This window comes from Mucilaginibacter sp., from assembly GCF_039921305.1.
Lineage (GTDB): Bacteria > Bacteroidota > Bacteroidia > Sphingobacteriales > Sphingobacteriaceae > Mucilaginibacter.
In genome coordinates this window covers 72,328-89,594 of sequence record NZ_JBDSCA010000072.1, presented here as the reverse complement: position 1 = coordinate 89,594, position 17,267 = coordinate 72,328, and the positions used below count along the sequence as shown (strand labels likewise).

15 protein-coding genes are annotated in these 17,267 nt (G+C 42.1%); 3 read left to right on the top strand and 12 right to left on the bottom strand.

The features are described 5' to 3' along the window. Positions 1 to 56: 56 nt before the first annotated feature. The 8 genes from ABIN91_RS20555 to ABIN91_RS20520 form a co-directional block, all read right to left on the bottom strand. The gene (locus tag ABIN91_RS20555; RefSeq protein ID WP_348053432.1) at positions 57 to 1,040 is read right to left on the bottom strand and encodes a pyruvate dehydrogenase complex E1 component subunit beta; all 984 of its coding nucleotides are present in this window, start codon (positions 1,038 to 1,040) and stop codon (positions 57 to 59) included. 103 nt (positions 1,041 to 1,143) lie between these two features. Further along, positions 1,144 to 4,518, bottom strand: a complete 3,375-nt coding sequence (locus ABIN91_RS20550) for a glycosyltransferase (RefSeq protein ID WP_348053430.1) — start codon at positions 4,516 to 4,518, stop codon at positions 1,144 to 1,146. 69 nt (positions 4,519 to 4,587) lie between these two features. Further along, positions 4,588 to 4,749, bottom strand: coding sequence for a FeoB-associated Cys-rich membrane protein (locus ABIN91_RS20545; RefSeq protein ID WP_348053428.1), 162 nt, complete (start codon positions 4,747 to 4,749; stop codon positions 4,588 to 4,590). 143 nt (positions 4,750 to 4,892) lie between these two features. Then, positions 4,893 to 6,092: a hypothetical protein gene (locus tag ABIN91_RS20540; RefSeq protein WP_348053426.1), complete on the bottom strand. Its 1,200-nt coding sequence runs from the start codon at positions 6,090 to 6,092 to the stop codon at positions 4,893 to 4,895. A 5-nt stretch (positions 6,093 to 6,097) separates the two neighbouring features. Next, on the bottom strand, positions 6,098 to 6,931 hold the full coding sequence (locus tag ABIN91_RS20535; RefSeq protein WP_348053424.1) for a GMP synthase: 834 nt from the start codon (positions 6,929 to 6,931) through the stop codon (positions 6,098 to 6,100). 21 nt (positions 6,932 to 6,952) lie between these two features. Further along, positions 6,953 to 8,050 carry a carboxylate-amine ligase gene (locus ABIN91_RS20530; protein WP_348053422.1) on the bottom strand — a complete coding sequence of 366 codons (1,098 nt, stop codon included), beginning with the start codon at positions 8,048 to 8,050 and terminating at the stop codon, positions 6,953 to 6,955. Positions 8,051 to 8,194: 144 nt separating this feature from the next. Next, the gene (locus ABIN91_RS20525) at positions 8,195 to 9,280 is read right to left on the bottom strand and encodes a hypothetical protein (RefSeq protein ID WP_348053420.1); all 1,086 of its coding nucleotides are present in this window, start codon (positions 9,278 to 9,280) and stop codon (positions 8,195 to 8,197) included. An 84-nt stretch (positions 9,281 to 9,364) separates the two neighbouring features. Next, positions 9,365 to 10,069 (bottom strand): alpha/beta fold hydrolase, encoded by a 705-nt coding sequence (locus tag ABIN91_RS20520; protein WP_348053418.1) that lies wholly within the window; start codon positions 10,067 to 10,069, stop codon positions 9,365 to 9,367. Positions 10,070 to 10,205: 136 nt separating this feature from the next. Here ABIN91_RS20520 and ABIN91_RS20515 point away from each other — a divergent pair, with 136 nt between their 5' ends. Continuing rightward, positions 10,206 to 11,018: an alpha/beta hydrolase-fold protein gene (locus tag ABIN91_RS20515; protein ID WP_348053416.1), complete on the top strand. Its 813-nt coding sequence runs from the start codon at positions 10,206 to 10,208 to the stop codon at positions 11,016 to 11,018. Here the strand turns inward: ABIN91_RS20515 and ABIN91_RS20510 are convergent. Further along, the gene (locus tag ABIN91_RS20510; RefSeq protein WP_348053414.1) at positions 11,015 to 11,899 is read right to left on the bottom strand and encodes a hypothetical protein; all 885 of its coding nucleotides are present in this window, start codon (positions 11,897 to 11,899) and stop codon (positions 11,015 to 11,017) included. The genes ABIN91_RS20515 and ABIN91_RS20510 overlap by 4 nt on opposite strands. A 215-nt stretch (positions 11,900 to 12,114) precedes the next feature. Next, complete coding sequence (locus ABIN91_RS20505; protein ID WP_348053412.1) at positions 12,115 to 12,573, bottom strand: VOC family protein; 459 nt, start codon at positions 12,571 to 12,573, stop codon at positions 12,115 to 12,117. Positions 12,574 to 12,723: 150 nt separating this feature from the next. Between ABIN91_RS20505 and ABIN91_RS20500 the strand changes: the two genes are divergently transcribed. Both ABIN91_RS20500 and ABIN91_RS20495 read left to right on the top strand, forming a co-directional pair. Continuing rightward, positions 12,724 to 12,930, top strand: a complete 207-nt coding sequence (locus ABIN91_RS20500) for a hypothetical protein (protein WP_348053410.1) — start codon at positions 12,724 to 12,726, stop codon at positions 12,928 to 12,930. A 109-nt stretch (positions 12,931 to 13,039) separates the two neighbouring features. Further along, positions 13,040 to 15,310: a Tex family protein gene (locus ABIN91_RS20495; protein WP_348053408.1), complete on the top strand. Its 2,271-nt coding sequence runs from the start codon at positions 13,040 to 13,042 to the stop codon at positions 15,308 to 15,310. Between the two features lie 4 nt (positions 15,311 to 15,314). Here the strand turns inward: ABIN91_RS20495 and ABIN91_RS20490 are convergent, their stop codons facing one another. Then, positions 15,315 to 15,791: an Lrp/AsnC ligand binding domain-containing protein gene (locus ABIN91_RS20490; RefSeq protein ID WP_348053406.1), complete on the bottom strand. Its 477-nt coding sequence runs from the start codon at positions 15,789 to 15,791 to the stop codon at positions 15,315 to 15,317. Between the two features lie 874 nt (positions 15,792 to 16,665). Then, positions 16,666 to 17,046, bottom strand: a complete 381-nt coding sequence (locus tag ABIN91_RS20485) for an RNA-binding protein (protein ID WP_348053404.1) — start codon at positions 17,044 to 17,046, stop codon at positions 16,666 to 16,668. Between the last annotated feature and the right edge of the window lie 221 nt (positions 17,047 to 17,267).

Sequence of the window (17,267 nt, the reverse complement as noted above, 5' to 3'; positions counted from 1 at the left end):
GTTAAACAAAAAAGGCCCCGATTTGTCGGAGCCTTTTCAAATATTTAAAAGTGAAATTATTTATTAACGTACATTACTTCTTTAACCGCTTTAACCACTTTCTCAGGGTTTGGCAGGTACTCTTGTATCAATGTTGGAGCATAAGGCAACGGAACATCACCACCCATGATACGCAGGATAGGCGCATCTAAATAATCAAAAGCATCCTTTTGTACTTTAAATGCAACCTCTGTAGCGATAGAGCCTAAAGGCCAGCTTTCTTCAACAATAACCAAACGGTTTGTTTTTTTAACCGATTCGATAACCGTAGCGTAATCAATAGGGCGAACGGTACGTAAGTCAATAACTTCAGCGCTGATGCCTTCTTTAGCCAGTTCAGCCGCAGCCAAAATAACTACCTTCATTATTTTACCAAAACCAACCAGGGTAACATCGGTACCTTCGCTAACCACTTTGGCTTTACCTATTTCAATGTAGTAAGTTTCTTCAGGCACTTCACCTTTATCGCCGTACATTAGTTCCGATTCCATAAAGATAACAGGATCCGGATCAAGGATAGCTGATTTTAACAGTCCTTTTGCATCATACGGGTTTGATGGTACAATCACCTTTAAGCCCGGGCAGTTTGCATACCAGTTTTCAAAGCATTGGCTGTGTTGTGAACTCAGCATACCCGCGTTACCAGTTGGGCCACGGAATACGATAGGCACAGAGAACTGGCCACCGCTCATACTCATAATCTTGGCAGCGCCGTTGATGATCTGATCGATAGCAACTAACGAGAAGTTGAAAGTCATAAATTCAACAATCGGTTTCAAGCCGTTCATAGCCGAACCAATGGCGATACCTGCAAAACCCAATTCAGAAATTGGCGTATCAATAACACGTTTCGCGCCAAATTCATCTAACATACCCTGGCTTACTTTATAAGCGCCGTTATACTCGGCAACTTCTTCACCCATCAGATAAATTGTCTCGTCTGTGCGCATTTCTTCGTTCATTGCTTCGCGAAGTGCTTCTCTGAATTGTATTTCTCTCATTACTATTGTTAAATCAAGTGTTTTTATGCGAGTGCAAATATAATGAGTAAACTTTATAATGCAACTGCTGTATAGCCTGCAAAGGCTTAAATTATCATAAATTTTACGGTTTGGCCGTAGTGCCTCTGTTGGTAACGTTACCTGTGCGTTTCAGCACGCCCCAGCCACTCAATTCGCCCTTTACAGCGCGGCGTATTGATTTGAAAAGCACATAGTACATCAACTGGCGCCAAACAAAGCGTTGCGGAATAATATAAACCAGTTTACTGTATTTCTCTTTCTCTAACTTAAAGGCTATAACCCCCACAAACAGATCAACCAATACAAAGGCTACATAATAGATCAGTATCTTTTGCCAATGATCACCGAATAAACCGAATATCATCATCAGATCGGCCAGAGGCGAAAACAAGGGCAGTATGATCTGGAATACCAAAATATTAGGCATCCCCACCATCCCAAAAAACTTATACTTTTTATTGAATAACGCGTCCCTGTTTTTCCAGAAACTTTGCATCACCCCAAAACTCCACCTGAAACGCTGTTTTAGCAACATATTGATAGATTCCGGCGCTTCGGTATGAGCAATGGCCTCGGCACAATTTTTTACAATATAACCCTGTTTTAAAATACGCATGGTTAAATCGCAATCCTCGGCCAGGGTATCATAGGTAAAACCACCGGCATCTTTGATCGCCTCCTTACGGAAAGCGCCAATAGCACCCGGCACAACGGTTATGCTATTGAGCAAATCAAACGCGCGACGGTCCATATTCTGAGCCGTAATGTATTCGATAGATTGCCACCTCGTGATCAGGTTATTCTCGTTACCAACTTTCACAGTACCAGCAACGGCGCCTATTTCTTCGTCGGTAAAGTAACTCATCAAATGGTACACGGCATCGTCTTCAAGTTCGGTATCGGCATCAATACAGATCACAAAATCATGCTTGGCGCGATCGATACCAAAGTTAAGTGCCGATGCCTTACCACCGTTAGGCTTAGTTAATACCTGTACCTGCGGGTGATTGCCGTATGCTCCGTTTACGATCTCAAAGGTTTTATCCTTCGATCCATCATCAACAAAAATGATCTCGAAATCTTTGTATTTGGTTTTTAGCAAACTTTCAATGGTACGGGCGCCCGTTATCTCTTCGTTATAAGCAGGTACAATAATGCTCACAGGTGGCAGGTTGGTATTAGCCGCCCTTTCGGGGACCTCTTTCTTATCTTCGGAATGCTGCCTCAAAGCCAATATCCCGATCAGGATAACTCTACCCATAGCCAAAAATATGGCCGATAAAAACAGGTACAATAAAAACCAGTTACCGTAAAAGACGAACATGATAAACAAGTTATACAAATGGCCAATAATACCGCTGTCGGCATCGTCACTTATCGGCGGCATCAGGTCATTTTTGGTTTTACCCAAAACATCGGCAATGGTGGTAAATTGGTAACCGTGGCTTTTAAAGAAATGGATAATTCCAGGCAAGGCCTTTACAGTTTCTTCGCGGGTCTCGCCACCGGCATCGTGCAGTAACAACATTGATCCTGCATCTTTTTGCTGTATAACACGGGCCAAAATAGTATCTGCCGTAACACCAGGTTCCCAATCGTGCGGGTCAATAGACTCCCCAATGTTAATATAGCTTTGCTGTCGGCTCAACGCTACCGGGATAACCTCGGCAATGGTTTGCGGCTCCGCATCCGCGTTAAACGGCGGGCGGAATAAAATGGTGCTTCTCCCCGTGATCGCTTCTATCAACCTGCGGGTAGCGTTCAGTTCAAGCTTAACGCGATCTAAACTAATGGTTGATACATCCGGATGGAAAAAGGTGTGGTTCCCGATCTCGTACCCCGCCTCAAACTCACGCCTGAGCAGAGGGATATTTTTTTCGACCATCGATCCCACCACAAAAAACGAAGCCGGAACTTTTTCGCGCTCCAGTATATCCAATATTTGTGGCGTATAATCCGCATCAGGGCCATCATCAAAGGTTAATACTATCTTTTTAGGAGCATAACCATACTTACGGATCTGGTATTTGGTTGGCAGCTTTACGTAATTCTGTTGGGTAATGGTAAAGGTTTTAGGATCAAGCGTAATGTTGATCAAACCTTTTGATGGTGTGGTTACCAGATCCAACACTTCGCCATCGCCAGCATAATCTATCTTATCATTCAAACCAACCTTAGTTAGTTTTGATGTATCAACGCCTGTTTTCTTTAACGAATCGAGCGATAAGTTCTTATCAAAAAAGCTCCACAAACGCGGGTCTTCTGATCCTAAACGCCAAAGGGCTATACCAGCTGTAGACCAATCATCCGCCATCCGCATAATGTTGAAGTTGGTAACCGCATCTGTAAAGTATACCGAGTGTGGCGTTTTATTCAGATCGGTATAAGTATAGTGTAAGTTGGCCGATTCCGGATTGAATATGATCTTGCTTTTGTGTTCAAATGCGGTACTAATAGCTTGCGGATAAGTTATCGGTGTACCAATACTATTCTCGGGCCAATCATAACCATAAGCCCCTACAACCAGAATAACTTTTTCGCTCGGTATTTCATCACACACATCATCCAGGATAGACTCCACCCAACGCTGGTGCGAGATATCCCCATCATTGCTCGATTCGGTATGCTGATCGCGGGCCATTACAAAAATGTAATCGTTGTGCTTAGCTATCTCTTCAATATCGTATTCGTCATTTTCTGGCATTACATCCTGAGTAACCAATAGTCCTTGCGGATGCAAACTGGCATAAAGCTCCTTTTGGAAAGCGAGAAAGGTTGGCGCATTCCTGTCTTTAAGGTCTTCTAACGAAATATCTATCCCCTGCAGGTTGTTCTTTTTAAGATTATATGCCAGGCTGCTGATAAATTTTTCGCGGCTTTTTTTAGTCTTGAATATCCTGTTCAGGTCTTTAGTATCCCACCCGCCTGTTTTATTATCCTTATTAACATAGTTAGATAATTGTGCAATAATGGGTTTTTTATACTTTTTGTTAAGATGTACTAAGGCAGTATCAACTTTTGAGTTTGCAGTATCGGCACCAGGGGTTATAAAAAACCATTCGGTCACTACCATATCCAATTTGCCGATATGATCGGCCAATGAATTGAATGATTGGCTATCCCAATTCACATAAAATCCCGCATTGATACGGTTTTTATTATTTGGGTGCTTTAACTGATGTAAACGCAAACTTTTCCGCAAATCCTGTAGCTCGTTTTTTTGCAGCTTAAAATCTTTGTACTTGGTTGAATGCTTTAACGCGTCCAACTCATCTTTAGATATCTTTTTGGGAGTTTCTGTTAAGTTAGGAAGGGTAGGGTATTCTTTAGATGTGATGGTAATAGCTGCACCTACAACCCCTAAGATCAATACGATCAGTAATAAGCGACTGAGCCACTTAAAACGTGTCCATCTTCCCGGGGTATCAGCCTGAAAAATCTGCTTGTTAGACGACATTAATATTTTTTAATTTTTGGGAAAATTAACTGGTGTAGCAAATAGTAGCTTAATGTGTTTAAAGATAGTTTATTTGGCAGATTTAATAGAATCAACATTTGAAAAATCAACACCACACTTGCAGTTTGAGCCACAGCTTTTTTTGGCGGATACGCTATTATATATCATGCGGCCCACATAAAACAGAGCAGCCGCGAAGAGTACTAATATAATGATGACCTGGATATTCATGCTACAAACTTAGTTAAAAATATTGCCTTTAACGTTGTTGGCCCCTTATATGGCGTTTTACAATGGCCGATTATTATCTCAGCAGCAATTATTTGGTGAATTTTAATCCTATTTTAATAATATAAAACGAATTATAATCTGTTTTATTTTTCAAGGAAGGCTACTGTGCCGCCAACCCAGTCAAAATCTTTATTATAACGCACCCCTATCATTTTGCCACGGCTCAAACGGGCCAGGTTAATGGCTAAGGTTGGCTTATTATCCCCATCCGGCCAAAGGTATAGTAATCTTATTTCGGCTTTAACGCCGCCATCAGGTGCCTGTATGGCCGGTTCGTAATTTACTTTTTGTTGTAAAATCCAGTTATGCTTATCGAGGATGGAGTGAATGTCTGACGATTTTACATCAATAATAACCCCTTGTCCCGCAAAGGAAAACAGCGGCTTTAAAACATAATTTTCCAGATCGGATGGGATAGTATCCAATTGATCTAAAAAAAAGGTTTTAGGGATATAATCGCCCTTTAAAAAAGGCATGGTGTATTTACTGATTCGGTAAAACCAGTTAGGGTGTGTTATCCATTCCACATCCAACGGCTGGCGCACATCAACAACTTTGGCTAAAAGCGCTTCGTTGTTTTCTATCTCATCAAATATCAAACGGTTATAAATACGTTTGATGAGCTTCAACTCGCCATCCAGCTCGTAAAATAGTTGATTGCCTAATTGTTTCAAATCTTCCAACGCTACTATCGGGATGCCAAGGTATTGTTGCGTGACAAAAAAATCGACTACGGTTTTTTGATTATATGCGTTTACATCCATCAATACTACCTCATCAGGTTGATAGGGGCCAAGAATAGTTTTTTTGAGAAGCTCGATATAGCTCTGATCACCCAATCCATTAAAATAGATAGACCATTGATCAGCATCGGGCATACCATAAATTTTTTGATAATGATGCCCCTGATGCGCCTGAAAACCATACAACGAGGGGAAACCCTGCATCTCGATCAGTTTCGGAACCAATTTGCCATTCGCATCAGTACAAACACCAAAATCGAGCGCTATAAAATGCGGGTGATCATTTTCATTAGCTACTCTCCACCTTTCGGGGATGGCTTTTTCGGTGATCTGTTTAAAATCGGGGCGAAGGATAGTTTCAATGATGTCATTACCAGCTTCAATCAGCATATCTCTGAATCCGGCACCAATAAAAACAGGTGTTTCCGCTAATCTAAATTCTATAGGTTTTAAAAAACCGGCCTGAATATCCTTTAAAAACGACTGGTATTTTTCCTGCGTGAAATTAGTATTAAATGCCGCCCTTGCCGATGGAACCATAATTGCTAAGCCTCCTGCAAGCTTTGTACAGCCTGGTGTATAAAATTGGGTATAAGTGTTTTAAAAGTAAGTGCTATTTTTTCCGGGTCGTTTAGTTGGGTGAGCATATCGTCGTACCGGGCTTGCCCGTATTCGTCAATAATAAGTTGCTTTTTGTCTTCGCCCAGCATCCTGATTTTCATCCCTGCCGGGTCTGCTTCGGGGTGAAATTGTGTACCGAAGAAATACTCGTTAAACCGGATAGCCATCATAGCGCGTGGTAGGGCCACATGCGGGCGTTCTTTTTCTATAGTTAACAGTTTGGCACCAATTTCTGCAAAACGTTGCTCATTGGGGTTCACTACCTGCCATTCGCGCGAATCCACAATAAAAAACGGATCGGCTAAACCATCAAACAAAGGCTCGCTTTTTCCATCTTCGGTAACATGGGTAGGGAAAACACCAAATGATTCTGATTTGCGGGTATTCACATCACCCAATTCCAATCTGCGGCACATCAACTGGAACGAGTGGCAAACAAATAAAACATGTTTTTTATTCGGCGCATCCGACTGGTTGTGAGCCTCAATGGCATCAATCAAATTCCAGTACAAGCGCTCCCATTCCGTATCGGCGGTATCTATGGGATTGCCCGGGCCGCCGCTTGATATGTACAGGTCAAACTCAGTTCCGGGTATTTCATTTTTACCACGCAGATCAAATACCTGGTAGGTTAAATTTACATCGTGTTTCTCTTTGTATTGGTTCAACAGGTCCTGAAAACCACGCATACCCTGGTTGGGGTAATTGTCGTACAGGTCAATTATGGCTGCTTTTATTTCTGTCTTATCTGTCTGCATTTACTGATCCTTTTCTGGCCGCTAAGTTCCTAATAAAGTTTGAGAAGTGATATAATCAACCACATCTACTAAGCTATCTTTTTGTTTAAATACTTCTAATTGCCTGTCGGCGCCTGTGCCGTGCTCTAATATTTTGTGTACATAGGCCAGATCCTGTCGGCAGCCTAAATCGTCAACCACATCTTCAATAAAATCTAACAGTTCTAATACTAAGGCACGGGTATTCACTTCCAGTTGCTTGCCAAAGTCTATCATTTTACCATCAATACCGTAACGTGCAGCGCGCCATTTGTTCTCGTTAATTAACGCTCGGCTGTAGGTAATAAATTTCATATTCTGTAAACGTAGTTTATATAACTTGGCGCAAAGGCATTGAAACAAAGCGGTAAAAGCCATGGTTTCATCAATCAGCATCGGGCAATCGCAAATGCGGAACTCAATGGTTTCAAAGAAAGGGTGCACCCTGATATCCCACCATATTTTTTTTGCGTTATCAATACAGTTGGTTTTTACCAACAGCTTTACATAATTATCGTACTCTTCAATACTGCTGAAATAATCAGGTATCCCGGTACGGGGGAATTTATCAAACACCTTGGTCCGGAAAGATTTATAACCTGTATTCCTGCCTTCCCAAAAAGGAGAATTGGTTGATAACGCGTAAACGTGCGGCAAAAAATAGCGCACCTGGTTCGCGATATGGATAGCCATCTCGCGCGATTGTATACCCACATGCACATGCAAACCAAAGATGAGGTTTGAGCGGGCGGCATCCTGCAATTCGTCAACAATTTCAAAATAACGGGGATGATCGGTTATCAGCTGGTGTTGCCAGTGCGAAAACGGGTGTGTCCCGGCGGCACCAATTCGCAAACCCATATCACCGGCTAAACCGGCAACGGTACGGCGCAACTTGGTGACCTCGGCACGGGCCTCGCCGGTGTTATGGCAAATGTGTGTACCTACCTCAACAACGGCCTGGTGCATTTCGGCTTTTACCTGGTCTTCAAGTATTTTCTGCGCCCCATCCACAATTTTTTGCTCATGCGACTTAAGCTCCCGTGTAACGGGATCTATGACCATGAATTCTTCTTCAACACCTATGGTAAATTCGTTCATTGCACCTGTATTTTATTTATTGTTGATGTCATTTCGAACCGAAGGGAGAAATCTTCTGCGCTTGCTTTGTCTACTGTAAACTTATCGCGCGTTTATAAATGATGCAGAAGATTTCTCTCTCGTTCCTCGTTCGAAATGACATTTTTATTTCTTAGCCACTTTCTTCGCCTTAACTTCCTTCTCCACTTTCGGAGCCGACGCTTTCTTAATCGCCTTTGGCGCTTTAATATCCGGGCCAACCGAAACATCAACCTTGCCTACTTTCGGCGCTTTACCTACCAATGGTAAACCCGCGGCTCCTGTTTTTACATACTGCCCCCAGGTTAAATTATCCATACCATCTTTTTGTGCTTTGGCACGTTCAATGGCGTAGTTGGCAGCGGTTTCAACCACCCACTCAAAGTTTTCTACGCCAACACTTTTTATATCGGCATCGGGAGCCGGGTTGCAAAAATCTATCGCGTAAGGTATCCCATCGCGAATGGCGAACTCTACAGTGTTAAAATCGTAACCTAAATATTGGTTTAGTTTAATAACGTAGGCCTCAACCATGTCCAGTATTTTTTTTGATGCTGGTGGTTTACCATGTTCATAACGCAAATGGTGCGGGTTGCGTGGTTCGTACTGCATAATGCGCACGTGCTTGCCGCCAATGCAATAGCAGCGGAAGTAATCGTCAAAGGTTACTTCTTCCTGCAACATCATTACGTATTGTTTGGTGCCGTTGTATTTATCAAAAAAGTCTTCTTCGTTTTCAATGCGGTAAACTTCTTTCCAGCCGCCAACGTCAAAAGGCTTCATATACGCGGGGAAGCCTATATACTCAAAAATGCCTTTCCAATCTAAAGGGTAAGCCAGGTTACGGAACGATTGCGATGTGGTATCATCAGGAAGCTCTTTTGATGGCAGGATAACCGTTTTGGGTACTGGTACACCAAGTTTAACCGCTAAGGCATTGTTGAAAAACTTTTCGTCGGCACTCCACCAAAAGGGGTTGTTTATTACCGCTGTGCCACAAATGGCGGCATTTTTTAATGCCGCGCGATAAAAAGGTACATCCTGCGATATCCGGTCAACAATCACGGCGTAGTCCAATGGTTCGGCCTGCATCACTTTGTTGATATTAACGAATTCGGCGCTGATACCTTTTTCGCCCTTCGAGTTAATGCGGTCTACAAACGCTTGCGGAAATGTGTTTTCCTGTCCGAATAGAATGCCTATTTTCTTCATGTGTTTTATAATTGTTAGCTATCGTTTATAGAAAGCTAAATTGTATATCAATTGTTTACGGTATCTTAATTATAAGTTACCAGTTTACTTAATAGTTGATAAATAATGCGGAAACATTTCGCGCCAAACGGGCCAGTCATGGTCGCCATTGCGGATATCCAGCCAATGGTTTATGTTTTTGCTTTTTAATATGTTAGATAGGTGAATGTTTTCGCCTTTGCAAAAATCATCCTGCGCGGTTCCTAAAATAATGTTCATCTGCCACAGTTCGGGTTGGTTGCTGCCCGGCAAAAAATCGGGCGGGTTGTTGTAGAAGATGTCGTCGTTATAAAAACCGTCCGTAAACTGCTTAATATCGAACGCCCCACCCATCGAGAATAGGTGCGCCACCTTATCCGGATGTTTAAACGCGAAATTAGCCACATGGTAGCCACCAAAACTGCATCCGGCAACGGCTACCTTACTTGCGCCTGTTTCGTTCATGGCCCAGGGAGCAAGTTCTTCGGCAAGCATCCGGTCGTAAGCGATGTGGGTTCGGGCGCGGTCGGCCGGGTGGATGCCTTTATTATACCAGCTTTGCTCGTCTATGCTGTCAATGCAGTATATCTTAACCAAGCCTTGTTCAATAAACCAGCTCACGGAATCTATCAGATGGAAATCTTTGTTCTGATAATAACGGCCCATTGATGTGGGGAACAGGATCACAGGATAACCCCGGTCGCCGTAAACCAGCATATCCAGATCACGACTCAGGTTGTGCGAATACCAGCGTTTAAAATCCTCTCTCAAAGCCCGTTAATTTAGTGTAATATAAGGGGATTGTTTTTAATGTGCAAATGGGCACAGGCACTTATGTTTAAATTATTGCTTCGCCTTTTAGTCAGATACGCTACATTTGCAGCCTTAATTAATACAGAGGGGAAAGATGTACCGAAGTTTGCTTGCCGAAATGACTATTACCGAACAAATACTTACCATAAATTCTGAATTACTTGCGCGCGAAGTAACCATTACCTTATTAGTGCCTGCCGATTACAACAAAGCCGAACCACTCAATTTACTACTGCTAAACGACGGACAGGAAGTTGAAAACCTGATGGTAAGCCAGGCTTTAGAAGACTTATACAATACCAATAAAATAAAACCCGTACTTGTTGCCGCCATACATGCCAACGAGGAACGTTTGCAGGAATACGGCGTAGCAGGCAACCCCGATTATAAAAAGCGCGGTACCAAAGCTGAATTGTATACTCAATTTGTTTTAGATGAACTTTTGCCCTTTATCCACCAGAACACGGGTGTTAATAGTTTTGCATCTACCGCTTACGCGGGAGTGAGTTTGGGAGGCTTAACCGCTTTTGATATTGCCTGGAATCATTCAGAAGTATTTGATAAAGTTGGCGTTTTTTCGGGCTCTTTTTGGTGGAGAAGCAAAGGTTTAGATGAGGGTTATCACGAAAACGACCGCATTATGCATCAACTGATCAGAAACACAAGCGGCAAACCCGACGTTAAGTTCTGGCTGCAAACCGGCACCGAAGATGAAACTGCCGACCGGAACAAGAACGGCATCATTGATTCGATTGACGATGCCATTGATATTATAAAGGAATTAGAATTAAAGGGCTATACCCGCCCCGCGGATATTCAATACCTTGAAATGGTTGGTGGCAAGCATGATATGCCTACCTGGGCCAAAGCCATGCCTAAGTTTTTATGCTGGGCGTTTAAAGCTTAAAACTTCAACGATACTCCAACTTCAAAATAAAAGATACTTGGCTTATATGGCGACGCGTTTTCTAAAGCTTTCGTTATCGCCTGCTCTGCAAGAGTACTCTGTGGCAGGCTGTTTTGAGTAAAAGCGTATGTCGGCGTAAAGTTGAATACAAATCGCCCCGTAGCATATTCAAGCGGGGCAGATAGTTCGTAATTTAGCAGTTTAAAATCGCCTAATTGATTATCATATGCTGTGATAGCGGCGTTAGCTTTACGGTTTAATTTACCTTTTCTTTCCTGGTAACCAGCATAAAAATTTTGCGATCCGGCGTTCAGGCCGGCTTGCGGAGTGATAGTTAGATCATCATCATCGCCAAATATGCTTTCAAATTCAAATTCGTGCGAAATATGCAGATTAAATAAAATATCATTTTTGTTGCCGCTTTTATTAAAAATATAGCTGGCACTGATGCCCGGCGTTACAATGCCCACGATATCGTAATCCGCGTAAGCATTAACTATGGTGCTTAACGCCGAAGAAACCTGCGTGCTTGTAGCATTGTAAAATAGCTTGGTTATTGATGCCCCGGCTTCAAAGTTTTCTGGGGTAGTGTAATCATAGCCAGCTTCTATATTGCCGCCATCTAACTTACTTGATTTTTTGTTGGTGATATAATTTACCTCTCCCGAAAAATACAAACCCGATTTAAACGTGTATTTAATTTTAGGCGAGATGCTGGGCGTTGAAACGGAATCGGGCCTGCCCAGGTAAACATTATTATTAATAAAGTTGATGCCAATTTGAAAAGATGCCTGGTTATCGGACGTATCCGCTTGAGCGTAAACGTTAGAAGAAGCGAGCACGAACAAGCATGCTGTCAGTAATTTGTATACAGGTTTCATTGCAATAGGTTAATTAGGGTTATTGCTTTGACTAAAGGTATGCGTAAAAGTTTAAATCCCTAATATTTATCTATTTTAATTAAACGTTATGGCTTAACGATAGTCAGAATAGTATAATTACCAATACAGAAATTGATTTGTGAGTTTAGATAAGTGTTGTTGTTTTTTTAAGGCTGCCTCCGTTAAAAGGGGCAGCCTTTTTATGTGGTGATTGATCACCCTTCGTAAGCTGCTTTCAGTTCGGTTATATTCAGCTTTATTGATTTCATTACCACATCCATTACACGCAAAGCCTTTTCAGCGTCAGGATCGGCCAGCATTTGGAATACGATTGTCGGGGTGATCTGCCATGATAGTCCAAATTTATCTTTAAGCCAACCACATTGAACTTCGCTGCCACCATTGGCGGTTAGGCTATCCCAGTAGTGATCTATTTCCTGTTGGGTATCGCAGTTCACGGTAAGCGATATAGCATCGGTAAAAGGATGGCCCGGCCCACCATTAAGGCCCATAAATTGCTGGCCCTCTATTTCAAATATAGCGGTAAGCATATTAGTTTGATCAGGCAGCTTACTGCTGATCACTACTTTAAAGTTTTTAAAAATACCACTGTAAAACTCAATTGCTTCTTCGATATTGTTATCGAACCATAAGCATGGGGTTATTTTTTGCATAATGTTTTTATTTAAGCGTTTTGTTAAAGTAAATTTAGTGAATTGCTGTTCAGGCGGTGATGGTAAAAGCGGTCAATAATCGGGGTGATACCGGACAATGTTTTTACACCCGCATTTTATATTTCAACCAAATAATTACTACTTTCGGGTATGGATACTGAAGTAAGGAAAAAACTCGTAGTGCCTTTCATTGTGTTTTTAGGCATATTGGGTGTTAATGCAAACAGCATTGTTAATGGTATTAACCAGCACAATACTACGCGTGTAGTAATCGCGTCGGTATCAACTGTAATTGTTTTATGCCTTTTAATTTTCACTATCTATAATGCCAATAAAAACAGCAAAAAATCGTCATAAAGGCTGTTTGCATTTCTAAATTTTACTCAACCTATTAGCATTGTTGCTCAATTCCTTTTGATTTATCCAGATTCCTGCAAATTCGCAGCCTCGAATTTTATAGTAAACCATGATATCGCATTTTAAAAAAATAGCTTCCGAACTTTCCATTGCCGAAAAACAAGTTAGCGCCACTATTGACCTGTTAGACGAAGGCGCAACAGTTCCCTTCATATCGCGTTACCGTAAAGAAATGACCGGTAGTTTAGACGAGGTACAGGTTGCCGCCGTTCGCGATCGGATGCAACAACTGCGCGAACTGGATAAACGCCGCGAAGCCATTTTAAAATCGTTAACAGAATTGGGTAAGCTAACGCCCGAGCTGGAGAAAGCAGTTAACGCTGCCGAAAGTATGACGGTGTTAGAAGATATTTATCTGCCCTATCGCCCTAAACGTAAAACCCGTGCAACCGCTGCCCGCGAAAAAGGTTTGCAACCTTTGGCCGATGTGATTTTACAGCAAGGCCGCATAGATCTGGAAAGCGAGGCCGAAAAGTATATCGATGCCGAAAAGGGTGTAAATACTTTAGAAGAAGCATTGGCCGGTGCCCGGGATATTATTGCCGAGCACATTGCCGAGAATGCTGAATTGCGGACTCATGTTCGTCAGCTGTTTTTGGATAAGGGTAATTTTCAATCTAAAGTTATCCCTGGTAAGGAAGAGGAAGGTATTAAATACAAAGACTATTTTGATTGGAAAGAGCCTGTAAAAAGCGCCCCATCACACCGGGTATTGGCCATGCGCCGTGCCGAGAAGGAAGAGATTTTATACCTGGATGTTTTACCGCAGGAAGAAGATGCCATCAATATCATCGAAAACCAATTTATCAAAGGGCATAACGCCTGTACAGATCAGGTTAAGCAGGCTGTGACCGATGGCTACAAACGCCTGCTCAAACCATCGATGGAAACCGAAGTGCGTTTGCTCACCAAAAAGAAAGCCGATGAGGAAGCCATCCGGGTATTTGCCGAAAACATGCGCCAGTTATTATTGGGCGCACCATTGGGGCAAAAGCGTGTTATGGCTATTGATCCGGGCTTCCGTACGGGTTGTAAGGTGGTATGTTTGGACGAGCAAGGTAAACTGTTGGAAAACACCAACATCTACCCGCATACCGGCGCGGGTAATTTAAAAGATGCCGAAAAAACAGTAGCGCATTTATGCTCGCAGTTTAATATTGAAGCTATTGCGATAGGCAACGGCACCGCCGGGCGCGAAACCGAGACGTTTGTACGTGGATTGAACCTGGCTAATATAGCTGTTGTGATGGTTAATGAGGCGGGTGCTTCGGTTTATTCCGCATCGGACGTCGCCCGTGAAGAGTTTCCGGATAAAGATGTAACGGTGCGTGGTGCGGTATCTATAGGTCGCAGATTAATGGACCCATTGGCCGAGTTGGTTAAAATAGATCCTAAATCAATAGGAGTGGGCCAGTATCAGCACGATGTTGATCAGAATAAATTGCAGGTATCGTTAGATGATACGGTAATAAGCGCGGTAAATGCCGTAGGAGTAGAATTGAATACAGCATCAAAACAAATATTGGCCTATGTATCGGGTTTAGGGCCACAGTTAGCTCAAAATATTATCGACTATCGTAACCAAAACGGAGCATTTAAAAAGCGCAGCGAATTGCACAAGGTGGCCCGTTTGGGCGATAAGGCTTATGAACAGGCAGCAGGGTTTTTACGCATCCGCAATGCTGATAATCCGCTTGATGCCAGCGGTGTGCACCCCGAACGGTACGAGATGGTTGAAAAAATGGCTAAAGACCTGGGTTGTAAAGTAAAAGACTTGATGCAGGATGAACGTTTACGCAAAAGTATCCCATTATCAAAATACGTAACCGAACAGGTTGGCCTACCAACCCTGAACGATATTATGGCCGAATTAGCCAAACCCGGCCGCGACCCGCGCGAACAGTTTGAGGCTTTTAGCTTTACCGAAGGCGTTAACGCGATAAGTGATTTGAAAATAGGAATGGAGCTACCCGGCATAGTAACCAACATTACCGCTTTTGGCGCTTTTGTTGATATAGGCGTTCACCAGGATGGTTTGGTACACCTGAGCCAGATAACTAACCGCTTTATTAAAGACCCTAACGAGGTTTTAAAGGTGGCCCAAAAAGTAAAAGTTACTGTAACCGATGTAGATGTTACCCGCAAGCGGATAGCATTATCTATGAAAGCTAACGAACCAAGGGATGCTGCAAAACAACTCGGTAAGTTTATACCGAAACCAAAACCTGATCAAGCAGAACGGAGAGGTCCAGAAAAAAACCGCAACGAAGAAACAGACATGCTGGCCAAATTAGCCGCATTGAAAAGCAAATTCAGGTAGGGGGTTAGTCCAGTGTGATTTGCCTTTTGATGCTTTCTTCAAGCGAAATAAAGGTTTCTGTACGCTGAATGCCTTTTACGCTTTGTATCTGTTCGTTCAATACTTCGCGCAGGTGCGTGGTATCGTGGCATACAATTTTGGCGAAGATGCTGTAGCTGCCTGTAGTGTAGTGCAGTTCAACAATTTCTTTAACCTTTTTTAACTGGTTTACAGCCTCGTTGTATTGCGAACCTTTTTCCAAAAATATCCCTAAAAAGGCACAGATATCATAACCAAGTTTCTGCGGATCAACCTCAAGGTTAGCGCCTTTAATCACACCCATCTCTTCAAGCTTCTTCATCCGAACGTGAATAGTTCCGCCGGATACGATCAGATCTTTAGCGATCTCGGTGTATGGGGTGGTGGCATTCTTCATTAATATTGATAAAATTTGGATATCTAAATTATCAATTTCTAAATTTTGGGCTTTTTTGTGCGACATAAATTTGTAAATGTTTATCTAAATACAAGTTTAATTAAAAATTGTATAAAAATGCAAATATTTTGTTGAAATATTTGCAAAGAATGTAGAAGCATATTAAATTTGTATCAAGCAATCAACCTAAAAGCTAACACGTTCTTTAAAATAATATAACAACAAATTGTTGGGTGGTGAAATTTTTGGCAGACACACCTCCTTGTCGCGGTGGCGGAGATCATGGGAAACTCTTAGCAATAAGAATAACCACTCTGTGAAGGTTCGACTCCTTCTCCTACAGCTCTTCTCATAATTTAGGTTTATAATTGGTTAGTAAAAGCCTCCTGCCCATCAGGAGGCTTTACTTTTTTATAGCTTTTTGTAAACCGGAAATAATCCACTGTTCATTTGTATTTTCACCCTGGTCATCATTGCTGTAAGTGTACAAAGTAATCTCTTTAGGCCGGTCGACCATGTAAGCTGCACGCCATGCAATCTGCTCTATATAGCATAGAGGATTGCCTCGCAAGAGTTCGCAATGACGGGTGGGAAGGACTAATTTATGTCATTTCGACGATAGAAGAAATCTTGTTGATGTGATGCGTTTGCATCATGTAGCCGCGAGCTAGCGCACGCAAAAGATTTCTCTCTCGTACCTTCGTTCGATGACAATTGTTTTTAATAAATATAATTAAGTATCCCCTAAAGGAATAAAAAGAATATACACAGCAATTAACCATGCATATAAATTAAACTACCGGCAAGGCAGAACGCTTCGCCGGTAGTATTAAATATCTAATTCGGTAGTACCCGTTAAGTACTGAATTGGAATAGAGAAAAATAAAGTCTGTTTGAAAATAGTGAACCGGTTAATGATTCAATACATTAAAACGAGATACTATCTTTTAAAGCCGCCACCGCCGCTTCCGCCACGGTTGTAACCACCGCCACCGCCGCCGCTGTTGCCGCCACGGTTGTAACCGCCGCCGCCACCACCGCTACCGCCACGGTAACCGCCGCCACCTGATGGACGATCTTTTTTCTCTTCAGCTTGGTTTACAACAATTGTACGTCCGTAAAGTTCAGCGCCATTTACGTCGTTAATTGCTTTTTGAGCAGCCTCATCATCAGGCATCTCAATAAAACCAAAACCTTTGCTTCTACCTGTTTCTCTGTCAGTGATAATCTTTACCGATGTAACTTCACCAAATTCTTCAAAAACTTCTTTTAATTCACTCTCTTCAACTTTAAACGGAAGACTACCTACAAAAATGTTCATGTTTATTTATCAATTAATTTTAATGTTTAAGCAAAAGTATATTAAATAAAATAAGTTGCATCAATTAGCGCAAATAAAATGCGAATATATTGGCATTTAAACCCTTGTTTTAAAAAATATCCTTGCGTTATTTACTTCTTAACCCTGTATTACGCAATTTTTAACTATAAAGATTCATTAAGCTTATTCTTTACATAATTATTAGCTTAACAAACCATTAC

Coding starts and splice junctions, on each gene's coding strand:
- ABIN91_RS20555 (WP_348053432.1), bottom strand. CDS start 1,040: ATGAGAGAAATACAATTCAGAGAAGCACTTCGCGAAGCAATGAACGAA.
- ABIN91_RS20550 (WP_348053430.1), bottom strand. CDS start 4,518: ATGTCGTCTAACAAGCAGATTTTTCAGGCTGATACCCCGGGAAGATGG.
- ABIN91_RS20545 (WP_348053428.1), bottom strand. CDS start 4,749: ATGAATATCCAGGTCATCATTATATTAGTACTCTTCGCGGCTGCTCTG.
- ABIN91_RS20540 (WP_348053426.1), bottom strand. CDS start 6,092: ATGGTTCCATCGGCAAGGGCGGCATTTAATACTAATTTCACGCAGGAA.
- ABIN91_RS20535 (WP_348053424.1), bottom strand. CDS start 6,931: ATGCAGACAGATAAGACAGAAATAAAAGCAGCCATAATTGACCTGTAC.
- ABIN91_RS20530 (WP_348053422.1), bottom strand. CDS start 8,050: ATGAACGAATTTACCATAGGTGTTGAAGAAGAATTCATGGTCATAGAT.
- ABIN91_RS20525 (WP_348053420.1), bottom strand. CDS start 9,280: ATGAAGAAAATAGGCATTCTATTCGGACAGGAAAACACATTTCCGCAA.
- ABIN91_RS20515 (WP_348053416.1), top strand. CDS start 10,206: ATGTACCGAAGTTTGCTTGCCGAAATGACTATTACCGAACAAATACTT.
- ABIN91_RS20510 (WP_348053414.1), bottom strand. CDS start 11,899: ATGAAACCTGTATACAAATTACTGACAGCATGCTTGTTCGTGCTCGCT.
- ABIN91_RS20505 (WP_348053412.1), bottom strand. CDS start 12,573: ATGCAAAAAATAACCCCATGCTTATGGTTCGATAACAATATCGAAGAA.
- ABIN91_RS20500 (WP_348053410.1), top strand. CDS start 12,724: ATGGATACTGAAGTAAGGAAAAAACTCGTAGTGCCTTTCATTGTGTTT.
- ABIN91_RS20495 (WP_348053408.1), top strand. CDS start 13,040: ATGATATCGCATTTTAAAAAAATAGCTTCCGAACTTTCCATTGCCGAA.
- ABIN91_RS20490 (WP_348053406.1), bottom strand. CDS start 15,791: ATGTCGCACAAAAAAGCCCAAAATTTAGAAATTGATAATTTAGATATC.
- ABIN91_RS20485 (WP_348053404.1), bottom strand. CDS start 17,046: ATGAACATTTTTGTAGGTAGTCTTCCGTTTAAAGTTGAAGAGAGTGAA.